Origin of the sequence: Janibacter hoylei PVAS-1 (assembly GCF_000297495.1) — a bacterium.
GTDB classification, from domain to species: Bacteria; Actinomycetota; Actinomycetes; order Actinomycetales; family Dermatophilaceae; genus Janibacter; species Janibacter hoylei.
The window spans coordinates 1-20801 of sequence record NZ_ALWX01000043.1; the positions used below are offsets into that span (position 1 = coordinate 1).

Here is a 20801-nt window from a genome sequence, read left to right on the forward strand (position 1 = left end):
GCGCGGGCACGGGCGCGACGGGTGCCGCCTGCGGGGGGGCGGGGGGCTCCCCCCTTCGCTCGTGGGGACGCCACCGACGTCGAGCCGACGCTCGAGCCGGTCGAGGCGCGCGGCGTACCCAGACTCGCCGGCTGCGGCCGGCAGCAGGACGCGCGCGGCGATGATCTCCAGCTGGACCCGCGGCGAGGTCGCACCGGTCATCTCGGTGAGGCCGGCGTTGATGATGTCGGCGGCACGGGAGAGCGACGCCGGCCCGAAGGTGGCCGACTGCTGGCGCATGCGGTCGATCTGGTCGCCCGGCAGCCCGCGCAGGATCGCGGCGGCGCCGTCCGGGGCCGCCGCCACGACGATGAGGTCGCGGAACCGCTCGAGCAGGTCCTCGACGAAGCGCCGGGGGTCGAGGCCGGTCTCGATGACCGAGTCGATGACGCGGAAGACGCCGGCGGCGTCGTCGGCGCCGAAGGCCGTCACCGCTGCGTCGAGCAGCTCGCCGTCGGTGAAACCCAGGAGGGCCGCGGCCCGCTCGTAGGTCAGGCCGGACTCGTCGCTCCCTGCCATGAGCTGGTCGAGGACGGACAGCGAGTCACGCACCGACCCGCCACCGGCCCGCACGACGAAGGAGAGGACACCCGGCTCGACGCGCACTCCCTCGGCGGCGCACAGCTGCTCCATGTACTCCTGCAGCCGCGCTGGCGGGACGAGACGGAAGGGGTAGTGGTGGGTCCGGGAGCGGATCGTGCCGATGACCTTTTCGGGCTCGGTGGTCGCGAAGATGAACTTCACGTGCTCGGGCGGCTCCTCGACGATCTTGAGCAGCGCGTTGAAGCCCTGCGGCGTCACCATGTGCGCCTCGTCGATGATGTAGATCTTGTAGCGGCTCTGCGCGGGGCCGAAGGAGGCCCGCTCGCGCAGGTCACGGGCGTCGTCGACACCGCCGTGGCTCGCGGCGTCGATCTCGATGACGTCGACGGTCCCGGCCCCGCCGCGGGAGAGGGCCGTGCACGAGTCGCACTGCCCGCACGGGGTGGGCGTCGGCCCCTGCTCGCAGTTGAGGCAGCGGGCCAGGATGCGCGCACTCGTCGTCTTGCCGCACCCACGCGGCCCGGAGAAGAGGTAGGCGTGGTTGACCCGGCCCGACCGCAGTGCCTGCATGAGCGGATCGGTCACGTGCTCCTGCCCGATGACGTCGGCGAAGGTCTCGGGGCGGTAGCGGCGGTACAGCGCGGTGCTCACGGGCACGACTCTACGTGCGCACGACGACAGCGAGCTCCCCCGCGACCGCCTGTGGACGACGGCGCCCGACGGCGCGTCTACGGCGGCAGCGGGAGAGGTCGCTGCGGGACTGCGTCAGGAGCGAAGGGAGGCGGTCGCGTCCGTCAGGCGCGTCAGCTGGCGCAGGACGTTGCCCAGCTCCTTGGTGCGTCGCTCGGCCGGCGCGAAGACGTCGCCGTCCTCGCGCTGCTCGACCTCGAGCATCGTCGAGAAGGAGACCTGGCCGCGGACGACGTGCATCTGCGCGTTTGCGAGGATCGTGCGCCAGTGCTCGACCGCACGCACGCCGCCGTCGGCGCCGTAGGAGACGAGAGCGGCACCCTTGTGCACCCACTCGGGGTAGAGGACGTCGAAGGCATTCTTCAGCGCGGCCGGCACACCGTGGTTGTACTCGGGCGTGACGAAGACGTAGCCGTCGAACTCGTCGATCTTCGCGCTCCAGCGCCGGGTGTTGGGGTTGTCGTACTGCCGCTTCGCGGCGCCGGGGACCGTCGGCTCGTCGAGGAGGACGAGGCCGTAGTCGGCGAGGTCGACGAGCTCGTACTCGGCGTCGTCACGACCGGCGGCCTGGGCCATGACCCAGTCGGCGACCTGGGCGCCGAAGCGGCCGGGTCGGGTGCTGCCGAGGATGATGGCGATCTTCACGGAGGGACTCCTTGGGGCGGTGCAGTCGTGGCGCGGGCGGGCCCGCCACCGAGGAGGTGGCGGGCCCGCCGTCGTGGGGCTCAGCTGCGGGGCCGACCGTCGCCGCGCAGGTCCTCGACCTTACCGCGCACCTTGTCGAGGAGGCCGGGCTCGGCGTGGTCCCCGCCCGCCCGCTCCTCGGGGGACAGGTGGTCGGGTCGCTGGCCGCCGGCCGTGGGCTCGACCGTCGGGTCGGCCACGGGTGCTGCCGGCTCGACATCGCGCGCCGGAGCCACGCCGGGGTCGGACCAACCCGACTCACCCGTCCGCGTCGTCTCGTCGGTGAACGCGTCGTCCCGCGGGGCCTCGGTGAAGGCGTCGTCCCGCGTGGCGGCAGCCGTCGTGTCCGCCGGGACCGTGTCGCGACGGGAGGGGTCCGACGACTCCCACCCGGGCGCAGCCTCCGGTGCTGGCTCGACCGGCGGAGCGGGCTCGACGGGGTCATGCCCCGCCTCGGTCCCGTGAGCAGCGGCGCCAGCGCCGACAGCGCCCGCTCCGACAGTGCCCGCGGCAGCGGTGCCGGCACCGGACGGGCGCAGGTCGCTGCGGCGCGTCGTGGACTCGTCGACGTCATCGGCGTACGAGTCCTCGGACTCGATCATCCCGTCACGGTCACCTCGCCTATCGACCTCGGCGTCGCGGCGCACGTCCGCGTCCTCGACGCGGCGTCCTTCGCGGTCCGTCGGCACGTCCGGGTCCTTGACGTCCGCCTCGCGGAGCTTGTCCTCGTAGGAGCGACGGTCCTCGTCGGCGACGGCGCTCTTGGCCCGGGCCTCCTCCTCGAGGCGCTCGGCGTCGATGCGACGCTGCTCGGCCTCGGCCGCCTTGCGCTCGGCCTCGGCGGCCTGACGGTCCGCCTCGGCGGCTGCTGCTCGGGCGTCGGCGTCGGTTGCCGCAGCAGTGGCCTCCGACTCGCGGGTGCGGCGCTCTCGCTCGGCGGCCTCGCGCCGCAGCTGCTCGGCCTCGGCGCGGTCACGCTCGACCCGCTTGGCCTTGGCGCCCTTCGACACTGCCATGACGATGCCGATGATGATGAGCACCAGCACGACAGCGATGATGATCCAGATCCAGGTGTCCATGCTCCCCTCCTCGGGGTTGCTGCGGTCGCCGTTGCGATCGCTTGTTGCCAACCTACGAGGATCACGCCCGGATTTCGATCGGACGGGTGCATCACATCGAGCGGGCCCGTTGGCACGCCGTGAGCAAGAGGACACCCCGCGTACCTGGAAGAGCTCACCTACCCTTGCTGCATTCCTGCCCTGGGGGAGTTCGGCGAGGTACCACCACGCGGGGTGCCGATCGCAGAGTCTACGTCTCCCCCTTCGTCGGCGAAAGTCGGCCCCCGCCGCGGTCGTCCTCCGACAATGACGAAGCCCCGGTCCGCGGACCGGGGCTCATCGCTGGCGGAGGATAGGGGATTCGAACCCCTGAGAGCTTTCACTCAACGCGCTTTCCAAGCGCGCGCACTAGGCCACTATGCGAATCCTCCGCGGGAGAGATTACCTGAGCACCGCGCCACCTCGAAATCGGGCAGATTTCACTCCGCCGACACCTGTCGGCGACGATGGCGGCATGGCTCTCCCGTCCCCTCGCCGGCTCTACACGATCGTCGCCACCGCCGAGGCGGTGACGTGGACGCTGCTGCTCGTCGGCATGTTCCTCAAGTACGTCACCGAGACGACCGAGCTCGGCGTGCGGATCGGCGGCATGCTGCACGGCATCGTCTTCATCGCCTACGTGCTCGTGACGGTCATCGTGTGGATCGACGCGCGATGGAGCACCAAGCACGGCGTCGTCGCCCTGGTCTCGGCCATCCCGCCCCTCGTCACGCTGTGGACCGAGCGGTGGCTCGAGCGCGAGGGGCAGCTCGCCGACACGTGGCGGCTGCGGACGAAGGGAGCCGCTGGCACCCCGCTCGAGCGGCTCGTCTCCGGCGCGCTGCGCCGCCCGGGGCTGGCGGCGCTCGCCCTCGTCGTCGCGGTCGCGGTCCTCACCGGCGTCGCCCTGCTCGTCGGCCCGCCCGTCGGCTGAGCGAGGTCACACCAGCCCGGCGACGACCTCCTCGGCGATCGCCAGGCTGGAGGTCGCAGCCGGCGACGGAGCATTGCGCGCCGCGGTCACCGGCCCCATCCGCTCGATGACGAAGTCGTCGACAAGCGACCCGTCCCGGCCGACCGCCTGGGCCCGCACCCCCGCGCCGCCGGGCACGAGGTCCGCGTCGGCGAGGCTCGGAACGTAGCGGCGGGCCGCATCGGCGAAGCGACGCACCGACAGCGAGCCGGCCACCTCCGCAACCCCCGAGCGCCAGTGGCGCGCCGCGACCCCTGCGGAGCCCGGCCAGGTCACGGTCTCCAGGAGGTCTCGGGCGTCGACGTCCCGCCAGCGGTAGCCCTCCCGGGACGCTGCCGGCACGGCATTGGGCCCGACGTCGACGGTGCCGTCGACCCTCCGGGTCAGGTGGATGCCGAGGAAGGGCAGCCGCGGGTCCGGGACCGGGTAGACGAGTCCGCGCACGAGATCGGACCGCTCGGGCGTCAGTAGGTGGTACTCCCCGCGGAAGGGCACGATCCGCGGGTCGGCGGAGCCGCCGGCCATGCGGGCGAGCCGGTCGACGTGGAGCCCCCCGCAGAGCACCAGCCGGTCGGCGGCGAGCCGGGTCCGCTCCCCCGCGTGGTCGACGAGCACCTCCACCCCCGAGCGAAGGGGGCGCATGCCCACCACCTCGTGACCGGTGAGGACCCTCCCTCCGGCCGAGACCACGTCGACCGCAAGGGCCCGCGCGACGGCAGGGAAGTCGGTGATCGCAGTGGACGGCGAGTGCAGGGCGGCGCGTCCGCGCACGTGCGGCTCCAGGTCGCGCAGCCCGTCCGGCCCGACCATGGCGGTGCCGGGCACGCCGTTGGCGAGCGAGCGCCGGTGCACCTCGGCCAGTCGGGCCTCGTCGGCCCGGTCGACGGCGACGACCACCTTGCCCACCTCGACGAAGGGGATGCCCCGCTCGCTCGTGTAGTCGCGCAGCAGCCCGACCCCGCGCCGGCACAGGCGGGCCTTGAGCGAGCCCGGTGGGTAGTAGACGCCGGCGTGGACGACCCCCGAGTTGTGGCTGCTCTGGTGGGCGGCGACCGTCGGCTCCTTGTCGAGGACGACGACCTCGGCGTCGGGCCGGGTCCGCTGCAGCTGGCACGCGGTGGCCAGCCCGAGGAGCCCGGCGCCGACGACGAGGGTGCGCGACGAAGGGGGCAGGTCAGTCCCCTCCCGTGCCGGTGCTCGTGACGGTGCCGCGGTGACCTCGGGTCGTCCCCGTCACCGCCTGGTAGTCCTGGGCCAGCTGGGTCTGGAACTCGACGGGGCCCTTGCTCGACATCGCCCGGAGGATGTCGTCGTCGGACTGGGCGGCGAGCAGGTCGGTGGACGCCCGGTCGACACCGTCGAGACTGCGGGCCTTGTCGCCGTCACCCTCGACGTACTGGAGGACGTCGTCGGCGCTCCACTTCTGGCTCGTGTCGATGTCGCTGCCCCGGTACCACTCGGGCGACTCGTTGATCTTGGTCGCCGCCTGCTCCGCGGCCTGGTAGCGCATGGCCTGGAGATCGGTCGAGGTGAGCGACATCGCGACATTCTGCCGCTGGGTGGGCTCGGCATCGGAGCCCTGGAAGAAGTTGTACTGCCGGGCCACCTCTGGGTCGACGTCGCGCTCGCGCAGGTAGTAGCTCGAGGCGTCCTGGTCCTTCACGCCGGCGGCGTCGTAGACGGTGGTGCCGCCGATCTGGGTGCGCCCAGAGTCGCCGGACCACTCGACGGTCTGCCGGCCGTCCGCGTGGTGCTTCGTCAGGCCGCCCGCCTCCCAGCTGCTGCCGTCGCTCCCGAAGGTCTTGTCCCCGAGCGTGAGGGAGGACCCCGTGGACCGCGACCCGGAAAATGCCTCGACGTCGGCGATGTCGGTCACGCCGGCGGCGTCGGCCGACGGCACCTTGCCGAGGATGAGGAATCGGGTGTAGGCGTCCTGCCCTTCGGGGGTCGACAGGTCGAAGGTGACGTCCTTGGCCGTCCCCTCGGTGAAGGATGAGTCGGCGGACAGGCCGACATTGGCCTTGTCGACGCCGAGACCCACCGAGCTCTTGGCCTTGTCGAAGTCGGCGTCGCCGACGCGGACGGTCACCTCGTCCCCTTCGCCACGGGAGACCTCGACGTAGCGGTCGATCCCGGACTCCTTGCCCATGCTCGCCATGAGGGCGGAGTACTCGCCGCCGAGCTCGTGCCCGGTGTACCAGGTGCTGCCGAGGCGGATCGAGGACCCCTCCGGCATGCCCAGGGGGTCGAGGGGGTGGATCGACGTGGGGTCGAGGCCGTCCGGGCCGGTGACCGACCAGCTCGTCTCGGTGCCGGCGAAGAGCTTGCCGTCGACACCCACCCGACCGACCTTGGCACTCGCCTCGGCGCTGAGCTCCGCGGTCCCGGCGACGGTGTGGGTCTGCAGGCCTCGCCCCTTGGCGTCGACGCCGGCGTCCGTGGTCGACGCGGTGACGGTGCCCGAGACCTTGACGTGCTTGCCCTTGGACTCCGACTGCGACACCGAGCCGGTGCCCTCCTCGCGACCGCCGGGCCGCCCGTCGATGATGTTGCGCGGCTCGGCGTCCGGTGGCGCGTCGTGCCCGCCACGGGGCTTGTCGAGGGCGGCGAGGAGCGGGTTGTCCATGCCGGACCCGCGACCGTCCCCACTGGTGAGCTTGCTGGTGACGTCCTTGATCTTGTCGATGGCGTCCTGCCGGTCGGGTCGGGTGCTGGTCCCGCCCGACCCGCCGCGGGCGCCGCCGCCGGACCCCTGGGTCTGCTCGTCGGCCTGGTCGCGCAGCTCGTCCGCCCAGGCGATGATCGTCGACCCGATCGACGCGATCGCCGGGCGGACCTGCGCCACGTCGGCGGCGAGGCTCTCGGCGTCCGGGCCGCTCCACGAGGCCTCGAGAGCCTGCGCGGCCGGGCCGAGCCTTTCACCGATCTTTTCGATCTGGGCACCGTTGCCGCGCAAGGCTTCTGCGATCCCGCGCAGTCGCTCGGCATCCGCGCCGTGCGTCACACCGCTCATGACTCCCCTTCGTCCGTGGTGCACCCAGCCTCACCCGCTGGCGGGTCTCCGGCAATGGGGAGTGGTCCCCGCGGCGGCGCTGTCCCGTGCGGGCGCAGGTCAGGCCGAGCGGGCGCTCGTGATGTCGCCGACCGGCCGGACGTAGTTGCCCGTGGCGGTGTGGTAGTCCCCCGCGAGGTCGCGCTGCACGACCAAGGGTCCGTCGCCGAGCATCAACACCCGCAGCATCTCCTGGTCGCTCTGGGCTCCCAGGATCGTCATGGTGGTGTCGCCCGTCGCGATGTCCCGGAGGTCGGTGCCCGCAGTATCCGGATGTTCCTCGAAGTACCGCAGCACGTCCTCGCTGGTCACGTGCCCGTCCGCCGCGGCCGGGAAGTTCGGGAAGTTCTCGGGGTTGGCGTTGACGATGGATGCGTGGGTGGCGGCAGCCTGGTACCTCATGGTGGCCAGGTCGTCATGGGTGAAGTTGATGACGACATTTTGATCGTGCGTCGGGGTGACGTCCTCGCCGAGGTAGTTGCGGTTGTACTCAGCCGCTGTGGTCGGGTCCACCCCCTCCATGCGGATGTAGTAGGTGTTGTCCTCGACCACCATGTTGCCGTCGGCGTCGAAGCTCGCCGTGCCGCCGACCTGCCTGCCCTGGGCCTCGCCGGTCCAGTCGAGGGTCGTCGTCCCGTCGGCGTGCGTGCGCTGCACTCCCCCGGCGCCCCACTCCGCGAGCGTGCCGCCGGCAGAGACGTCGCCCGCCGTCATGCTGAGGTCCACCGACTTCGAGGCGTTGAAGACGGTGAGGTCGGCGACGTCGACGACTCCGGGGGCGTCGGCCGCCGGGGGCTTGCCGATCATCACGTCGTCGAAGGTCGCGCGCCCTCCCGGGGTGGACATGTCGATCGTCACCTCCCGGGCCGTACCACTCGAGGTCTCGCTGGACGCGCCGGCCTTGACGTTGGCGTCCGGTGTCCCGAGGCCCAGCTCCGACGAGGACCGCAGGAACTCCGCGTCACCGACCTGGACGACGACCTGGTCACCGTCGCCCCTGCTGATCTCGACATAGCCCTCGGTGCCGAACTCGTACCCCGCGCCGGCCATGAGGCCGCGGAAGCGGGCCTCCGCGTCGAAGGCGGCGAAGTACTCCTCGCTGAAGCGGACGCTGACGCCGGGCGGCCAGGACATCGGGTCGTTGGGGTCGATGCTCAGCGGGTCCACCCCGACCGGAGCCGTCACCTCGTAGCTGGCCTCCTTGCCTCCACTGGCGCTGAAGCCCCCACCCGTCAGGTCGCCTCCGGCCTCGCCGGCGATGCCGGCCTCGGCCCGCACGCTCACCGTCGTCGTCTGGACGCTGCGCCCCTCGGAGTCGACGAACTCCCTCGACACCGCCACGGTCTCCGTGCCGGTGACCTGGCCCTTGATGACCTTGCCGCCCTCCACGTCATCGCTGTTCGACACGTATCCGGGCTGCTCCACCTCCCCCGGGTCGGTCTGGGGTCCGTCGCCGATCGCATTGGTCATCGCACCAGCCGGCAGGTCGAAGGGGGACCGCCCCTCCCCCGAGGTCATCCCCCCGACCAGGTCGCGGAAGCCCTGCGGCACACCCGTGATGTGCCGGCCACCACGGATGCCCTCGCCGTCACGCGCGCCGGGACGACCGGCGCCGCCCCCCTTCGCCGGAGCCACGACGCTGCTCGTCCGCCTGATGACGCAGCTGGTCGGCGAAGGCCACGAGGGTCGACCCGGTGCGGGCCATCTCCGGACGCAGGTGGTCGGTCTGCGCGAGCAGGTACTCCATGTCGGGGCCGCTCCAGGACGCCCGCAGCACGGTCGAGGCGTGCCCACGCGTCTCGCTCAGCTGGCCGATCTGCTCCGCGTGCCCCCGCATGAGCTCGCTGATCTCGTCGAGCCGATCCGGGTCCGCCCCGCTCGTCACACCGGCCATGCCCCTGCCCTCTCCCTCGCGTCACGTACTCGCGGGCATCCTGTCAGGACGGACCACGGCCCGGCGATGGGGAGTGCTCCCCTCCGCCGGGCCGTCCTGTCTGCTGCGTCAGCGGCGGCGGCGCGAGGTGCCGAAGATCGAGCGGGTGATCTCGCGCCCGATGACCGTGCCGGCCGAGCGCAGCGCCGACCTGAAGGCCGAGCTGCCGACGACCTTCTCGACGACGCCCGGCTCCTCCTTCGGCGGCGTGGGAGCCGTGGGCTGCGGTGGGGCGGCGGGCTCCCCCTTCGCCTCGTCCTGCGCCGGGGCGGCCTCGAGCTTGGCCGCGAGCTTTTCGTACGCGGACTCGCGGTCGAGGGCCTCCGTGTACTTCGGGGCGAGCGCGGAGCCGGCGGCCGTCTGCTCGAGCAGCTCTGGTGCCGACGGCGACATGAGGGACTGCGGCGCGCGCATCATCGTGTGGGCGACCGGGGTCGGTGTCCCCTTCTCGGAGAGCACGGTGACGACCGCCTCGCCGGTGCCCAGCTGGGTGAGCAGCTCCTCGAGGTCGTACTCGGTGTGCGGGTAGGTCTTCACCGCCGCCTTGATCGCCTTGGCGTCCTCCGGGGTGAAGGCCCGCAGCTGGTGCTGCACCCTGTTGCCGAGCTGCGCGAGGACGTCGGCGGGGACGTCCTTGGGGCTCTGCGTCACGAAGAAGACACCGACCCCCTTGGAGCGGATGAGGCGCACCGTCTGCTCGATCGCGTCCTGGAAGGCCTTGCTCGCCTCGTCGAAGAGCAGGTGCGCCTCGTCGAAGAAGAAGACGAGCTTCGGCTTGTCGACGTCGCCGACCTCCGGCAGGTCCTGGAAGAGGTCGGCGAGCAGCCACATGAGGAAGGTCGAGAAGAGCTGAGGCCGCTGCTGCACCGCAGGCAGCTCGAGGCAGGTGACGATGCCCCGGCCGTCGTCGGCGACCCGCAGCAGGTCAGCCGTGTCGAACTCCGGCTCGCCGAAGAAGACGTCGGCGCCCTGGTCCTCGAAGGCGATGAGCTCGCGCAGGATCACCCCGGCCGTCGCGCTCGACAGACCACCCAGCGCCTTGAGCTCCGCCTTGCCCTCGTCGGAGACCAGGTGCTGGACGACCGCTCGCAGGTCCTTGAGGTCGAGCAGCGCCAGACCCTGCTTGTCGGCGAAGTGGAAGACCAGCCCCAGGCTCGACTCCTGCGTCGCGTTGAGCCCGAGGACCTTGCTCAGCAGGGTCGGGCCGAAGCTCGTGATCGTCGTGCGGATCGGGACGCCTGTGCCCTGCCCGCCGAGGGTGAGGAACTCGGTGGGGAAGGCGGTGGCCTGCCAGTCCTGCCCGATGGAGGTCGTGCGCGCGGCGAGCTTGTCGCCCCCTTCGCCGGGGGTGGCGATGCCCGAGAGGTCACCCTTGATGTCCGCGAGGAAGACGGGCACACCTGCCGCGGAGAGCTGCTCGGCCATGAGCTGCAGGCTCTTGGTCTTGCCCGTGCCGGTGGCGCCGGCCACGAGACCGTGCTTCGTCAGGCTCGCCAGCGGCACACGCACCGGCGCATCCGGCTGGGGAGCGCCGTCGAGCACCGCCGCGCCGAGGTCGACGGCGGGCGCCTCGAAGGTGTAGCCCGCGCGGATCTGGTCCAGGTGTGAAGAGTCGGTCACAAGCCCGAGACTAGTGCGGCGTGCGGTGACCGCCCCTCTTATCGTGTCTGCGTGATCTTCCAGTCCGTCGGCGACGACCGGCCCTACCCCGCGCACGGGCGCGTGACCCCCCCGCGACTGGGCCGACGTCCCACCGCGGCCCGTACGGCTCGAGCAGCTGACGACGACGAAGAGCTCGCTCAACCTCCACGACCTGCTCGCCGAGGACTCGACCTTCTACGGCGACCTCTTCCCGCACGTCGTCGTCTGGCGTGGCCGGCACTACCTCGAGGACGGTCTCCACCGCGCCCTGCGCGCCGCGCTGCAGCAGCGCTCGACCCTGCACGCCCGCGTCCTCGAGCTCGCCGACTGACACCGTCATGGCCCAGGACGAGTACGACACCCCCGGCGACGAGGGGCGCGCCCGGCGCCGACGGTCCGTCGTGACCTTCGCCGTCGTGCTGCTCCTGCTCTTCTTCGCGGTGTGGTACGCGCTGTCGTACATCCGCGCCGACCGGGCCAGCGGCAGCGCCTCGACGTCGACGAGCACACCGGCACCGACGTGCACGCGCTCTCCGTCGGACGTCGAGGTCAACGTCTACAACGCGACCAACCGCGACGGGCTGGCCGCCCAGGTCGCCCGCCAGCTCAAGGCACGTGGCTTCACCGTCAAGACCGTCGCCAACGACCCCAAGAAGGTGACCGTCGAGGGAGCGGGCCAGCTGCGCTACGGCCGGGCCGGCAAGCCCGACGCCGACTTCGTCGCCGGGCACACCGGCCCCCTGCGCAAGCTGCAGGACTCCCGCACGCGCACCACGGTCGACATCGTCCTCGGCCCGGACTTCGAGCGGCTCGTCCGCTCCAGCGACGTCACTGCCTGCTGACCCGCACCCCCGGCACGGGGCGCTCCTTTCGGTCAGGGGCGGGTCGTCGTCAGCTCGACCTTGTCGTCGCCGACGACGTCGCAGGTGATCGTCGTGTCGACGATCTGGAAGCTGCTGCCCTGGGTGCACGTGCTCTCCACGCCGCCGGCCTGGATGAGCGCCTCGCCACCCTGCTTCGCCGACACCAGCCGGATCCGGTCAGCCGACTTCAGCCCGTGGTCCTTGTCGTACGGCCGCGGGAAGTCGTGGAACTGGTCGCCCTGGATCTTGATCTTGCAGGTGTTGTCGGTGTCGCACTTCGAGCTCCACGTGTCGCAGGCGGCCAGTGGCAGGACCGCCACGACCACGGCGGCGGGGACGAGGGCTCGCATGATCTGACGCATGCCCCCAGACAACCAGACGCGGCGCGGTCCGTCCCGTCACGACCGTGTGACACGACGAAGGTCCCACCCGGCGAGCCGGGTGGGACCTTCGGTCAGCTGGCGGTGGCGGTGGGATTTGAACCCACGGTCGGCGTCAACCGACAAACGCTTTCGAGGCGTTCTCCTTAGGCCGCTCGGACACGCCACCGCGGAGCACAATACAAGGTCGAGGCGGTCTGCCCCCAATCGGGCGAAGGGAGCACCCCCTCCCCTCATCGCTGCGCGGCCCCGCGGTGCTCGGCGAAGAAGTCCAGGAGGAGGCGGGCGCACTCCCCTTCGCGCACCCCGCCGACGACCTCGGCGCGGTGGATAGATCGGCGGTCGCGCACGACGTCCCACACCGACCCGCAGGCGCCGGCCTTGGCGTCCCACGCGCCGAGGACCACCCTCGGGACGCGGGCCGCGACCACCGCACCGGCGCACATGGCGCAGGGCTCGAGGGTGACGACGAGGGTGCACCCCTCGAGGCGCCACTCCCCCTTCGCCTCGGCCGCGGCACGCAGGGCGACGACCTCGGCGTGACCGGTCGGGTCACCGTCCCGCTCACGGGTGTTGCGCCCTTCGCCGATGATCTCGCCGGCCGCGTCGACGACGACGGCACCGACGGGGATGTCGCCGTCGGCGACCGCCGCTGCCGCCAGCTCGAGGGCACGACCCATCCACGTCTCCTCCGCGGGGCGGGACGGGCGGGTGCGGTCGCAACTCACGGGACCAGTGTCGCGCACGGTAGTTTGCGAGGCATGCGCGTCATCGTCGCGGACCACCCGCTCATCGCCCACAAGCTGACCTACCTGCGGCACAAGGGCACCGACAGCCCGACCTTTCGCCGGCTCGCGGACGAGCTCGTCACCCTGCTCGCCTACGAGGCGACCCGTGAGGTCCGCACCGAGCCCTTCGACATCGAGACGCCCGTCGGCCCGACGACCGGGATGCGGCTGTCGACGCCCAAGCCGCTCGTCGTGCCGATCCTGCGTGCCGGCCTCGGCATGCTCGAGGGCATGGTGCGGCTGCTGCCGACCGCTGAGGTCGGCTTCCTCGGCATGCTGCGCAACGAGGAGACGCTCGAGGCGGTGACCTACGCCAACCGGCTGCCCGACGACCTCTCGGGCCGTCAGTGCTATGTCATCGACCCCATGCTGGCGACCGGCGGCACGCTCGCCATGTCGATCCGCTACCTCGTCGAGCGGGGCGCCGACGACATCACCGCCGTCACCCTGCTCGCGGCGCCCGAGGGCATCGAGGCGCTCGAGCGCGAGCTCGCCGACCTCCACGTGCCGATCACCCTCGTGACGGCGGCCGTCGACGAGCGGCTCGACGAGCAGGGCTACATCGTGCCCGGCCTCGGCGACGCCGGTGACCGGCTCTACGGCGTGGTCTGACCGTCACACCTGTCACATCTGCAACACTGGGGCGGATCCACGCCCCCGTGGACCCGCGCAGCGACCGCAGACGACGGAGAAGAACGAGCCCATGAACGCGCCGCCGATCAAGAAGATCGTCCTCTGGCTGCTCACGATCTTCCTCCTCTACGCCATCCTCACCTCGCCGACCGAGGCCGCCAACATCGTCGGCTCCGCCTGGGACGTCGTCGCCAACGGCGTGACCAACATCGGCAGGTTCTTCGACTCGCTCATCGCGAGGTAGCCGTGGCGGCGGAGGTCGGGCACCGGGGCCTGCGCAAGTACCTGCTGCCCGGCGAGACCCCCGTGGCCGAGATCCGCCACCACCGGATCGTCCTGCTCAAGCCCTTCGCGATCACCGTCGCGGCGCTCGCGCTCGTCGTCTGGCTCGACATCTCGGTCAGCGATGCGGGCAGCGCGATCCTCCCCTACCTGTGGTGGGCCTGGCTGGCCGTCGTCGGCTGGGCCGCCTGGCAGTGGATCGAGTGGCGGCACACCCGCGTCGTCGCCACCGACAAGCGGATCGTCCTCTTCGAGGGGTGGATCAACCACAAGGTCTCGATGATGCCACTCAAGAAGGTCACCGACATGGGCTACGAGCGCTCCTTGCTCGGCCGCATCCTCGGCTACGGGACCTTCGTCCTCGAGAGCGCCGGCCAGGACCAGGCGCTCTCGAGCATCGAGTTCGTGCCCGACCCCGACGACAACTACCGGGCCATCTGCTCGGTCGTCTTCGGCATGGGTGTCGTGGACGACGAGGACGAAGGGGGCCCCGCGGACGAGGAGCCTGCGTGGGAGACCTCGGCCGACTTCACCACCCGCCTCGGCGTCGTCGACGGCGTCTACGTCGGCGGGCCGCCGCCGGCGGCCGACGGGTCCGCAGTCGGGCACGGCGCCTCCATCTACCGCAGCCGCGACCTCGTGCGCGAGGACCGCGACGCCGACACCGGCGAGCTGCCGCCCTACGACCCCGACGCCTACTGACGCCCCTCCCCCCTTCGTATTTCCCTACGGAAATCGCACCCCCCGGGCCGCATCTCCCTAGGGAGATGCGGCCCGGGGGGTGCGATTTCCGTAGGGAAACGTGCAGGGAGGGTAAGCGGGGTCGGGCGGGTCAGGCGGGGTCGGAGTCGCGCATGCGGCGCAGCGCCGTAACCGCCTCCCAGCCGCAGATGACGACGATGCCGACGGCCACGGCCGGCAGCAAGACGCTCCAGTCCTCGCTCCACCCGAAGGTCTCGTGGAACTGCGCCGGCAGGTCGGTCAGCAGCCGGTCGGTGAGCAGCAGCCAGACGAGCGCCACACCCGAGACGACGGCGCTCACCAGGCTCACGGCCGCGAGCGGGGCGGACCAGCCGCCGCGCGCCCACGCCGCCACGGTGACGAGGACGTCGACGGCGAGGAAGCCGATGATCAGCCCCTGCCAGCCCATACCCAGCGCCGGGTCGAGCACCTGGACGGCGTGCTCGCCGACTCCTCCCCACTGCCACACGCACAGGCCGATGACGACGAGGGTCGAGACGACCTCGAGGAGCATCTCCGCCATCCCGGCACGACGCGCGCGGTCGGCTGGGTCCGCGAGCTCGTCCGGGTCCCACGTGCCGACGAGGCCCTGCTGCTCGCCGGGGCTGCCGTAGCGCTCGGCGACCGCGAAGACGAGCGTGGTCCAGAAGACGACGTGCACCGCCACGTGGAAGGCGAGCGCAGCACCCTCACCGACGATCTCGCCGAAGCCCGCGTCGCTGCCGAAGGCGTGCGCGACGACGGTGCCGAGCACCGCGAGCGGGACGAGGATGACGAGCAGCAGCCGGACCAGCCGCACCCACGAGGGGAAGTACACCGGCCCGACGAGGTGGTTGGGCCGACCTCCGTACTCACGGGCCAGGACGTCGGGGTCGCCGAGACCCACGATCGTCTCGCGTTCGGCCGCAGCCGGCGCCTCACCGGCAGCGACCTTCCCTTCGACCGTCTCCTCGATCGTGCCGCGCAGCTCGCGGGCGACGTCCGGCCCGGTCTCCGGCGGGAGCTGTCGGGTCACGGTCCACACATATCGGTCGGTCAGGCTCGTGCCACTCATGACTGGTCTCCGTCCAGTGCCGCGACCGCCGCATCGAGCGATCGCCATTCGGTCATCAGGTGGGCGCGCAGGTCGGCGCCAGCCGGGCTCGTGCGGTAGAACTTCCGCGGCCTGGCCTCGTCGGTGTTCCACTCGCTCGTCAGCAGGCCCTGCTTCTCCAGGCGCCGCAGGAGCGGGTAGAGCGTGTTGCCGTCCACCGCGAAGCCCGCGGTGTCGAGCGTCTCGAGCAGCGCGTAGCCGTAGCGCGGCTCGTCGAGGATCGCCAGGGCGGCGAGCACGACGGTCCCCCGCCTCAGCTCCTGCAGGTGCCCTGCGAGCAGTTCATCGTCCATGCGTCACACTCTAGTGTGTGACGCACAGTATTGTCCATGGCACTTCGTGGAGATGCCGAAGGGCGGCGCCCACCCGACCGGGTGAGCGCCGCCCTTCGCTGCGGTCGGCCTGCCTCAGAGGGCCTTGAGGATCTCGCCCACCTTGTCCTTGGCGTCGCCGAAGAGCATCTGCGTGTTGTCCCGGAAGAAGAGTGGGTTCTGCACGCCGGCGTAGCCGGTGGCCATGGAGCGCTTGAAGACGACGACGTCCTTGGCGTTCCACACCTCGAGCACGGGCATGCCGGCAATCGGGCTGCTCGGGTCCTCCGCCGCGGCCGGGTTGACCGTGTCGTTGGCACCGATGACGAGGACGACGTCGGTCTCGGGGAAGTCGTCGTTGATCTCGTCCATCTCGAGCACGACGTCGTAGGGGACCTTCGCCTCGGCGAGCAGCACGTTCATGTGCCCGGGCAGACGGCCGGCCACCGGGTGGATGCCGAAGCGGACGTCCACCCCCTTCGCCCGCAGCTTGGCGGTGAGGTCGGCGACGGGGTACTGCGCCTGCGCCACGGCCATGCCGTAGCCCGGGGCGATGACGACGGACGAGGCGTCGGAGAGCAGCTCGGCGACCTGCTCGGCCTGGATCTCGCGGTGCTCGCCGTAGTCCTTGTCCTCACCCGTCACCTGACCGTCGGAGCCGAAGCCACCGGCGATGACGGAGACGAAGGAGCGGTTCATCGCCTTGCACATGATGTACGAGAGGAAGGCACCGGAGGACCCGACGAGCGCACCGGTGACGATGAGCAGGTCGTTGGAGAGCATGAAGCCCGCGGCGGCCGCGGCCCAGCCCGAATAGCTGTTGAGCATCGACACGACGACCGGCATGTCGCCGCCGCCGATGGAGGCCACGAGGTGCCAGCCGAAGAGCAGGGCGATGACCGTCATGATCGCGAGCGGGATGATCGACGGGGAGACGACGAACCACACGCACAGCGCGACCGAGACGAGCACGGCGAGCAGGTTGAGCCAGTGGCGGGCCGGGAGCACGAGCGGCGAGGACTTGATCTTCGCGCTGAGCTTGAGGTAGGCGACGATCGAGCCGGTGAAGGTCACGGCACCGATGAAGACACCGATGAAGACCTCACCGTTGTGGATGCCGACCATGTCGATCGCCTCGAGCCGCTTGTGCTCGGCGACCGCCTCCGGGCTGTCACCGTGCGACGCGAAGAAGGTGTTGTAGCCGACGAGCACGGCGGCCAGACCGACGAAGGAGTGCATCATGGCGATGAGCTCCGGCATGCCGGTCATCTCGACCCGACGGGCGATGCGGATGCCGATGAGACCACCCAGGGCCATGGTGACGACGAGGACGCCGAGGCCCCACTTGCCGGCATCGGTGGCCGCACCCTCGCCGTAGACCCCGTCGACGACGAGGGCGATCGTGGCGAGGAGGGCGATGGCCATGCCGGCCATCCCGAACCAGTTGCCGTGCTTGGCCGACTCGTGCTTGCTCAGGCCGGCGAGGGAGAGGATGAAAAGGAGCGCCGCGACGATGTAGGCGGCGGTGACGACGGTGGACAGCACGACTCAGCCCTTCCGGAACATGTTGAGCATCCGGTTCGTCACGGTGAAGCCACCGAAGACGTTGATGCTGGCGAAGAAGATGGCAGCAGCGGCGATGACCTGGATCAGCAGGTTGGTCGACGTCACCTGGAGCAGGGCGCCGACGACGATGATCCCGGAGATCGCATTGGTCACGGACATCAGCGGCGTGTGGAGCGCGTGGTGGACGCTGCCGATGACGTAGAAGCCGATGACGACCGCGAGCGCGAAGACGATGAAGTGCGACAGGAAGGCCATCGGCATGAAGGCGGCCGCCACGAGGAAGAGGACCGCCGCAGCACCGATGAACCAGAACTTGCGGTTGGGGTCGACCGGCTTGGCCGGCTCAGCCTCCGCAGTCGGCGTCGCGGCTGCGGGAGCAGCGGGCGCAGCGGAGACCTGCACGGGCGGCGGTGGCCAGAGCGTCTCCTCGCCCTGCGTGACCGTCATGCCGCGCACGACCGTGTCCTCCATGTCGAGGACGGGCTGGCCGTCCTTGTCGGGGGTCACCAGCTTGAGCAGGTTGACGATGTTGGTGCCGAAGAGCTGGCTGGCCTGCGTGGGCAGGCGACCGGCCAGGTCGGTGTAGCCGATGATCCGCACGCCGTTGTCCGTCACGACGCGCTCGTCGGCGACGGACCCGGCGACATTGCCGCCGGAGCCGGCGGCCATGTCGACGATGACCGAGCCGGGCTTCATCGAGGCGACCATCTCCTCGGTGATCAGCCGCGGCGCGGGCTTGCCGGGGATCAGGGCCGTCGTGATGATGATGTCGACGTCCTTGGCCTGCTCGGCGTAGAGCTCGGCGGCCTTGCGGTTGAAGTCCTCACCGGTCTCCTTGGCGTAGCCGTCGCTCGACACCTCCTGCTCGACGTCGATCTGCAGGAACTCGGCGCCCATCGACTCGACCTGCTCGGCCACCTCGGGCCGCACGTCGAAGGCCCGCACGATCGCACCGAGCGAACCGGCCGCGCCGATCGCCGCCAGACCGGCGACACCGGCGCCGCAGACGAGCACCTTGGCCGGCGGGACCTTGCCCGCGGCCGTGACCTGGCCGGTGAAGAGACCACCGAACTCGTGGGCGGACTCGACGACCGCGCGGTAGCCGGCGATGTTGGCCATCGAGGACAGGACGTCGAGGGACTGGGCGCGCGAGATGCGCGGCACGGCGTCCATCGCGAGCGCGGTGACGCCCTGCGCCCGCAACGCCTCGACCTTGTCGGGGTTGAGCGCTGGCGCGAGCAGCGAGGCGAGGATCGCCCCAGACCGGAGGAGCGGCACCTCCTCGTCGGAGGGTGCGTTGACCTTGGCGACGACGTCGCTGGCCCACACCTGCTCCGCGGGCTCGAGGGTCGCTCCGGCGTCGACGTAGGCCTCGTCGGGGTAGGCGGACGCCTCGCCCGCGCCGGCCTCGACGACGACGTCGTAGCCGAGCTTGATTAGCTGCTCGACCGTTTTGGGGGTCGCCGCGACGCGGGTTTCTCCGCGCTTCGACTCCTTGGGCACGCCAAGTCGCATCGTCACTCCTGGTCAGGGGTGGTGGGTGTGGTCGGTCGGCAACCTACGACAGCCCACGGCCGGGCGGCACTCTTTGTGACGGGGACGATGCTCACACCGCCACGTGGTGAGACGGCGCGTCACGTCGAGAGCGAGGGGCGCTAGGCCCGGGGCGGCTCCCCGTCACCCTCCGCGGCGGTCTCGTCATCGACATCACTGCCGAGGACATCGCCGGCGAGGGCGGCCTCGCGGGCCTCTTCCTCGTCGTCCCAGACGGTGTGCGGGAGATCGGTGCTCACCTGCTCAGGCTAGCCGACCTACCAGCGAGTAACATCGTGCGGGTGGATCACTACGACGAGGTCAGTGGCGGCGCCCGGGCCGTGCGCGCAGCAGCGGCACACGGGGTCGAGACGATGTTCACCCTCTCCGGAGCACACGTCTTCCCGCTCTACGACGGCGCGGTGCAGGCCGATCCCCCGATGCGTCTGCTCGACGTGCGGCACGAGCAGACCGCCGTCTTCGCGGCCGAGACGACCGGCAAGCTGACCCGCACCCCGGGGCTGGCCGTCCTCACCGCCGGGCCCGGTGTGACCAACGGAGTGAGCGCCGTCGCCCAGGCCTGCTTCTCGGGCTCGCCGCTCGTCGTGCTCGGGGGCCGGGCGCCGGCCTACTCGTGGGGCCGGGGCGCGCTCCAGGAGCTGGACCACCCGAGCATCCTCGCGCCGGTGACCAAGCACTCCGGCACGATCGAGTCGGTCGACGAGATCGCCGGAGAGGTCACCGCGGCCTTCCGACTCGCGGCCGCCCCGCACCGCGGCCCGGTCTTCCTCGACGTCCCCCTCGAGGAGCTCTACGCCGACGCCGAGGACGTACCCGTCGTGGCGGACCCCGTCGCGCCCGCTCCGCCCTCCGACGACGACGTCGCGACCATCGCCCGGCTACTGGCCGGCGCTGAGCGCCCGCTCGTCGTCCTCGGCACCGACGTGTGGAGCGACCACGCCGAGACCGCGGCCCACCGCTTCGTCACCGACCTCGGCCTGCCGACGATCACCAACGGCATGGGCCGTGGCATCCTCCCGGGCGGCCACGAGCTCCTCGTCGGACGGGCGCGGCGGACCGCCGTCGGCGAGTGCGACCTGGCGCTCGTCGTGGGCACCCCTCTGGACTTCCGCCTGGGCTACGGGTCCTTCGGCGGGTCGGCCGGCGGGCCCGAGGCTAACGTCGTCCACGTCGCGGACTCCCCCGGCCAGCTGAGCGCCCACGCCTCCCCGACCGCGACCGCCGCCGGGGACCTCACCTCGTTCTTCGACCTGCTGCAGGTCGCGGTCGAGAGGCTCGGCCGGCCGGGCTGGTCCGACTGGTCCACGCGGCTGACCGACGAGGCGCGCGGCCGCGCGGCGCAGGACCTCGAGCTGCTGCGCAGCCCCGTCACCCCGACCCACCCAGCGCGGATCTACGGCGAGCTCGCGCCCCGGCTCGCCGAGGACGCGGTCGTCATCGGTGACGGGGGCGACTTCGTCTCATGGGCCGGCCGCTTCATCGAGCCGCAGCGGCCGGGCTCGTGGCTCGACCCGGGCCCCTTCGGCTGTCTGGGCGCGGGCCTCGGCGCCGCCATCGCGGCCCGCATCGCCCGCCCTTCGTCGCAGGTCGTGCTGCTCCTCGGCGACGGCGCCTCCGGCATGTCGCTCATGGACGTCGACACCCTCGTGCGCCACGACCTGCCGGTGGTCATGGTCATGGGCAACAACGGCGCGTGGGGACTGGAGAAGCAGCCGATGCAGATGCTCTACGGCTACGACGTCGCCGCCGACCTCGCCCCGCAGACCCGCTACGACGAGGTCGTGCGCGCCCTCGGTGGCGCGGGCGAGATGGTGACCGACCCCCGGCAGATCGGGGCGGCGCTCGACCGGGCCTTCGCCTCCGGGGTGCCCTACCTCGTCAACGTCGTCACGGACCCGCAGATCCCCTACCCCCGCGCGACGACCGGGATGTGAGCCG

21 protein-coding genes, 2 tRNA genes, 1 other RNA gene and 1 pseudogene are annotated in these 20801 nt (G+C 71.4%); 7 read left to right on the forward strand and 18 right to left on the reverse strand.

Annotated elements, in window-relative coordinates:
• The 5 genes from B277_RS09570 to B277_RS09585 all read right to left on the reverse strand — a co-directional run.
• Positions 1–1233, reverse strand: a 1233-nt coding sequence (locus tag B277_RS09570; RefSeq protein ID WP_007927669.1) for a DNA polymerase III subunit gamma and tau, incomplete at its 3' end; no start/stop codon positions are given.
• Positions 1234–1347: 114 nt separating this feature from the next.
• A complete protein-coding gene (locus B277_RS09575) occupies positions 1348–1917 on the reverse strand; it encodes an NADPH-dependent FMN reductase (protein WP_007927683.1) in 570 nt (189 codons plus the stop codon).
• 80 nt (positions 1918–1997) lie between these two features.
• Positions 1998–3035: a hypothetical protein gene (locus tag B277_RS16000; protein ID WP_007927685.1), complete on the reverse strand. Its 1038-nt coding sequence runs from the start codon at positions 3033–3035 to the stop codon at positions 1998–2000.
• A 124-nt stretch (positions 3036–3159) separates the two neighbouring features.
• An RNA gene (ffs, locus tag B277_RS16865) (signal recognition particle sRNA small type) lies at positions 3160–3256 on the reverse strand.
• A gap of 101 nt (positions 3257–3357) precedes the next feature.
• Positions 3358–3445, reverse strand: a tRNA-Ser gene (locus tag B277_RS09585).
• A gap of 83 nt (positions 3446–3528) precedes the next feature.
• Here B277_RS09585 and B277_RS09590 point away from each other — a divergent pair.
• Positions 3529–3987, forward strand: coding sequence for a DUF3817 domain-containing protein (locus B277_RS09590; protein ID WP_007927687.1), 459 nt, complete (start codon positions 3529–3531; stop codon positions 3985–3987).
• Between the two features lie 6 nt (positions 3988–3993).
• Here B277_RS09590 and lhgO read toward each other — a convergent pair whose 3' ends face one another.
• The 5 genes from lhgO to B277_RS09615 all read right to left on the reverse strand — a co-directional run bounded on the left by lhgO (position 3994) and on the right by B277_RS09615 (position 10631).
• The gene (gene lhgO / locus B277_RS09595; RefSeq protein WP_040881290.1) at positions 3994–5199 is read right to left on the reverse strand and encodes an L-2-hydroxyglutarate oxidase; all 1206 of its coding nucleotides are present in this window, start codon (positions 5197–5199) and stop codon (positions 3994–3996) included.
• A gap of 1 nt (position 5200) precedes the next feature.
• Positions 5201–7039: a hypothetical protein gene (locus B277_RS09600; protein WP_007927690.1), complete on the reverse strand. Its 1839-nt coding sequence runs from the start codon at positions 7037–7039 to the stop codon at positions 5201–5203.
• A 99-nt stretch (positions 7040–7138) separates the two neighbouring features.
• Complete coding sequence (locus tag B277_RS09605) at positions 7139–8713, reverse strand: hypothetical protein (RefSeq protein WP_007927691.1); 1575 nt, start codon at positions 8711–8713, stop codon at positions 7139–7141.
• A complete protein-coding gene (locus B277_RS09610; RefSeq protein WP_007927692.1) occupies positions 8667–8972 on the reverse strand; it encodes a hypothetical protein in 306 nt (101 codons plus the stop codon). The genes B277_RS09605 and B277_RS09610 overlap by 47 nt, the downstream gene beginning before the upstream one ends.
• A gap of 108 nt (positions 8973–9080) precedes the next feature.
• On the reverse strand, positions 9081–10631 hold the full coding sequence (locus B277_RS09615; RefSeq protein ID WP_007927693.1) for a helicase HerA-like domain-containing protein: 1551 nt from the start codon (positions 10629–10631) through the stop codon (positions 9081–9083).
• A 51-nt stretch (positions 10632–10682) separates the two neighbouring features.
• Between B277_RS09615 and B277_RS17975 the strand changes: the two are divergent.
• Both B277_RS17975 and B277_RS09620 read left to right on the forward strand, forming a co-directional pair.
• Positions 10683–10983 (forward strand): annotated as a pseudogene (locus tag B277_RS17975) (type II toxin-antitoxin system VapB family antitoxin).
• A gap of 7 nt (positions 10984–10990) precedes the next feature.
• Positions 10991–11494, forward strand: a complete 504-nt coding sequence (locus tag B277_RS09620) for a LytR C-terminal domain-containing protein (protein WP_007927695.1) — start codon at positions 10991–10993, stop codon at positions 11492–11494.
• 32 nt (positions 11495–11526) lie between these two features.
• Here B277_RS09620 and B277_RS09625 read toward each other — a convergent pair whose 3' ends face one another.
• The 3 genes from B277_RS09625 to B277_RS09635 form a co-directional block, all read right to left on the reverse strand.
• Positions 11527–11877 carry a hypothetical protein gene (locus B277_RS09625; RefSeq protein WP_007927696.1) on the reverse strand — a complete coding sequence of 117 codons (351 nt, stop codon included), beginning with the start codon at positions 11875–11877 and terminating at the stop codon, positions 11527–11529.
• Positions 11878–11974: 97 nt separating this feature from the next.
• Positions 11975–12064 (reverse strand) — tRNA-Ser (locus B277_RS09630).
• A 64-nt stretch (positions 12065–12128) separates the two neighbouring features.
• Positions 12129–12575 (reverse strand): nucleoside deaminase, encoded by a 447-nt coding sequence (locus tag B277_RS09635; RefSeq protein WP_007927697.1) that lies wholly within the window; start codon positions 12573–12575, stop codon positions 12129–12131.
• An 81-nt stretch (positions 12576–12656) separates the two neighbouring features.
• Between B277_RS09635 and upp the strand changes: the two genes are divergently transcribed.
• The 3 genes from upp (at position 12657) to B277_RS09645 (ending at position 14300) form a co-directional block, all read left to right on the forward strand.
• Entirely contained in the window at positions 12657–13295 is a 639-nt protein-coding gene (gene upp, locus B277_RS09640; RefSeq protein ID WP_007927698.1) for a uracil phosphoribosyltransferase, read from the forward strand.
• A 91-nt stretch (positions 13296–13386) separates the two neighbouring features.
• Positions 13387–13560, forward strand: coding sequence for a hypothetical protein (locus tag B277_RS17980; protein ID WP_007927699.1), 174 nt, complete (start codon positions 13387–13389; stop codon positions 13558–13560).
• A gap of 2 nt (positions 13561–13562) precedes the next feature.
• The gene (locus B277_RS09645; RefSeq protein WP_007927700.1) at positions 13563–14300 is read left to right on the forward strand and encodes a PH domain-containing protein; all 738 of its coding nucleotides are present in this window, start codon (positions 13563–13565) and stop codon (positions 14298–14300) included.
• 130 nt (positions 14301–14430) lie between these two features.
• Here B277_RS09645 and B277_RS09650 read toward each other — a convergent pair whose 3' ends face one another.
• The 5 genes from B277_RS09650 to B277_RS17505 all read right to left on the reverse strand — a co-directional run bounded on the left by B277_RS09650 (position 14431) and on the right by B277_RS17505 (position 19102).
• Positions 14431–15393 (reverse strand): permease prefix domain 1-containing protein, encoded by a 963-nt coding sequence (locus B277_RS09650; protein WP_040881291.1) that lies wholly within the window; start codon positions 15391–15393, stop codon positions 14431–14433.
• Positions 15390–15725 carry a PadR family transcriptional regulator gene (locus tag B277_RS09655; RefSeq protein WP_007927704.1) on the reverse strand — a complete coding sequence of 112 codons (336 nt, stop codon included), beginning with the start codon at positions 15723–15725 and terminating at the stop codon, positions 15390–15392. The genes B277_RS09650 and B277_RS09655 overlap by 4 nt, the downstream gene beginning before the upstream one ends.
• A 114-nt stretch (positions 15726–15839) precedes the next feature.
• Positions 15840–17288 (reverse strand): Re/Si-specific NAD(P)(+) transhydrogenase subunit beta, encoded by a 1449-nt coding sequence (gene pntB, locus B277_RS17495; RefSeq protein ID WP_007927705.1) that lies wholly within the window; start codon positions 17286–17288, stop codon positions 15840–15842.
• A 3-nt stretch (positions 17289–17291) separates the two neighbouring features.
• Positions 17292–18824 (reverse strand): Re/Si-specific NAD(P)(+) transhydrogenase subunit alpha, encoded by a 1533-nt coding sequence (locus B277_RS17500; protein WP_007927706.1) that lies wholly within the window; start codon positions 18822–18824, stop codon positions 17292–17294.
• A 140-nt stretch (positions 18825–18964) separates the two neighbouring features.
• Positions 18965–19102 (reverse strand): hypothetical protein, encoded by a 138-nt coding sequence (locus tag B277_RS17505; RefSeq protein ID WP_156811770.1) that lies wholly within the window; start codon positions 19100–19102, stop codon positions 18965–18967.
• Between the two features lie 42 nt (positions 19103–19144).
• Here B277_RS17505 and B277_RS09670 point away from each other — a divergent pair, with 42 nt between their 5' ends.
• The gene (locus B277_RS09670; protein ID WP_007927707.1) at positions 19145–20797 is read left to right on the forward strand and encodes an acetolactate synthase; all 1653 of its coding nucleotides are present in this window, start codon (positions 19145–19147) and stop codon (positions 20795–20797) included.
• Positions 20798–20801 lie beyond the last annotated feature (4 nt).

Bases quoted from the DNA above. Each gene is read 5' to 3' on its own strand.
- B277_RS16000 (WP_007927685.1), bottom strand. From the start codon at position 3,035: ATGGACACCTGGATCTGGATCATCATCGCTGTCGTGCTGGTGCTCATC.
- B277_RS09590 (WP_007927687.1), top strand. From the start codon at position 3,529: ATGGCTCTCCCGTCCCCTCGCCGGCTCTACACGATCGTCGCCACCGCC.
- B277_RS09600 (WP_007927690.1), bottom strand. From the start codon at position 7,039: ATGAGCGGTGTGACGCACGGCGCGGATGCCGAGCGACTGCGCGGGATC.
- B277_RS09610 (WP_007927692.1), bottom strand. From the start codon at position 8,972: ATGGCCGGTGTGACGAGCGGGGCGGACCCGGATCGGCTCGACGAGATC.
- B277_RS09620 (WP_007927695.1), top strand. From the start codon at position 10,991: ATGGCCCAGGACGAGTACGACACCCCCGGCGACGAGGGGCGCGCCCGG.
- B277_RS09625 (WP_007927696.1), bottom strand. From the start codon at position 11,877: ATGCGTCAGATCATGCGAGCCCTCGTCCCCGCCGCCGTGGTCGTGGCG.
- B277_RS09635 (WP_007927697.1), bottom strand. From the start codon at position 12,575: ATGGGTCGTGCCCTCGAGCTGGCGGCAGCGGCGGTCGCCGACGGCGAC.
- upp (WP_007927698.1), top strand. From the start codon at position 12,657: ATGCGCGTCATCGTCGCGGACCACCCGCTCATCGCCCACAAGCTGACC.
- B277_RS17980 (WP_007927699.1), top strand. From the start codon at position 13,387: ATGAACGCGCCGCCGATCAAGAAGATCGTCCTCTGGCTGCTCACGATC.
- B277_RS09650 (WP_040881291.1), bottom strand. From the start codon at position 15,393: ATGAGTGGCACGAGCCTGACCGACCGATATGTGTGGACCGTGACCCGA.
- B277_RS09655 (WP_007927704.1), bottom strand. From the start codon at position 15,725: ATGGACGATGAACTGCTCGCAGGGCACCTGCAGGAGCTGAGGCGGGGG.
- B277_RS17500 (WP_007927706.1), bottom strand. From the start codon at position 18,824: ATGCGACTTGGCGTGCCCAAGGAGTCGAAGCGCGGAGAAACCCGCGTC.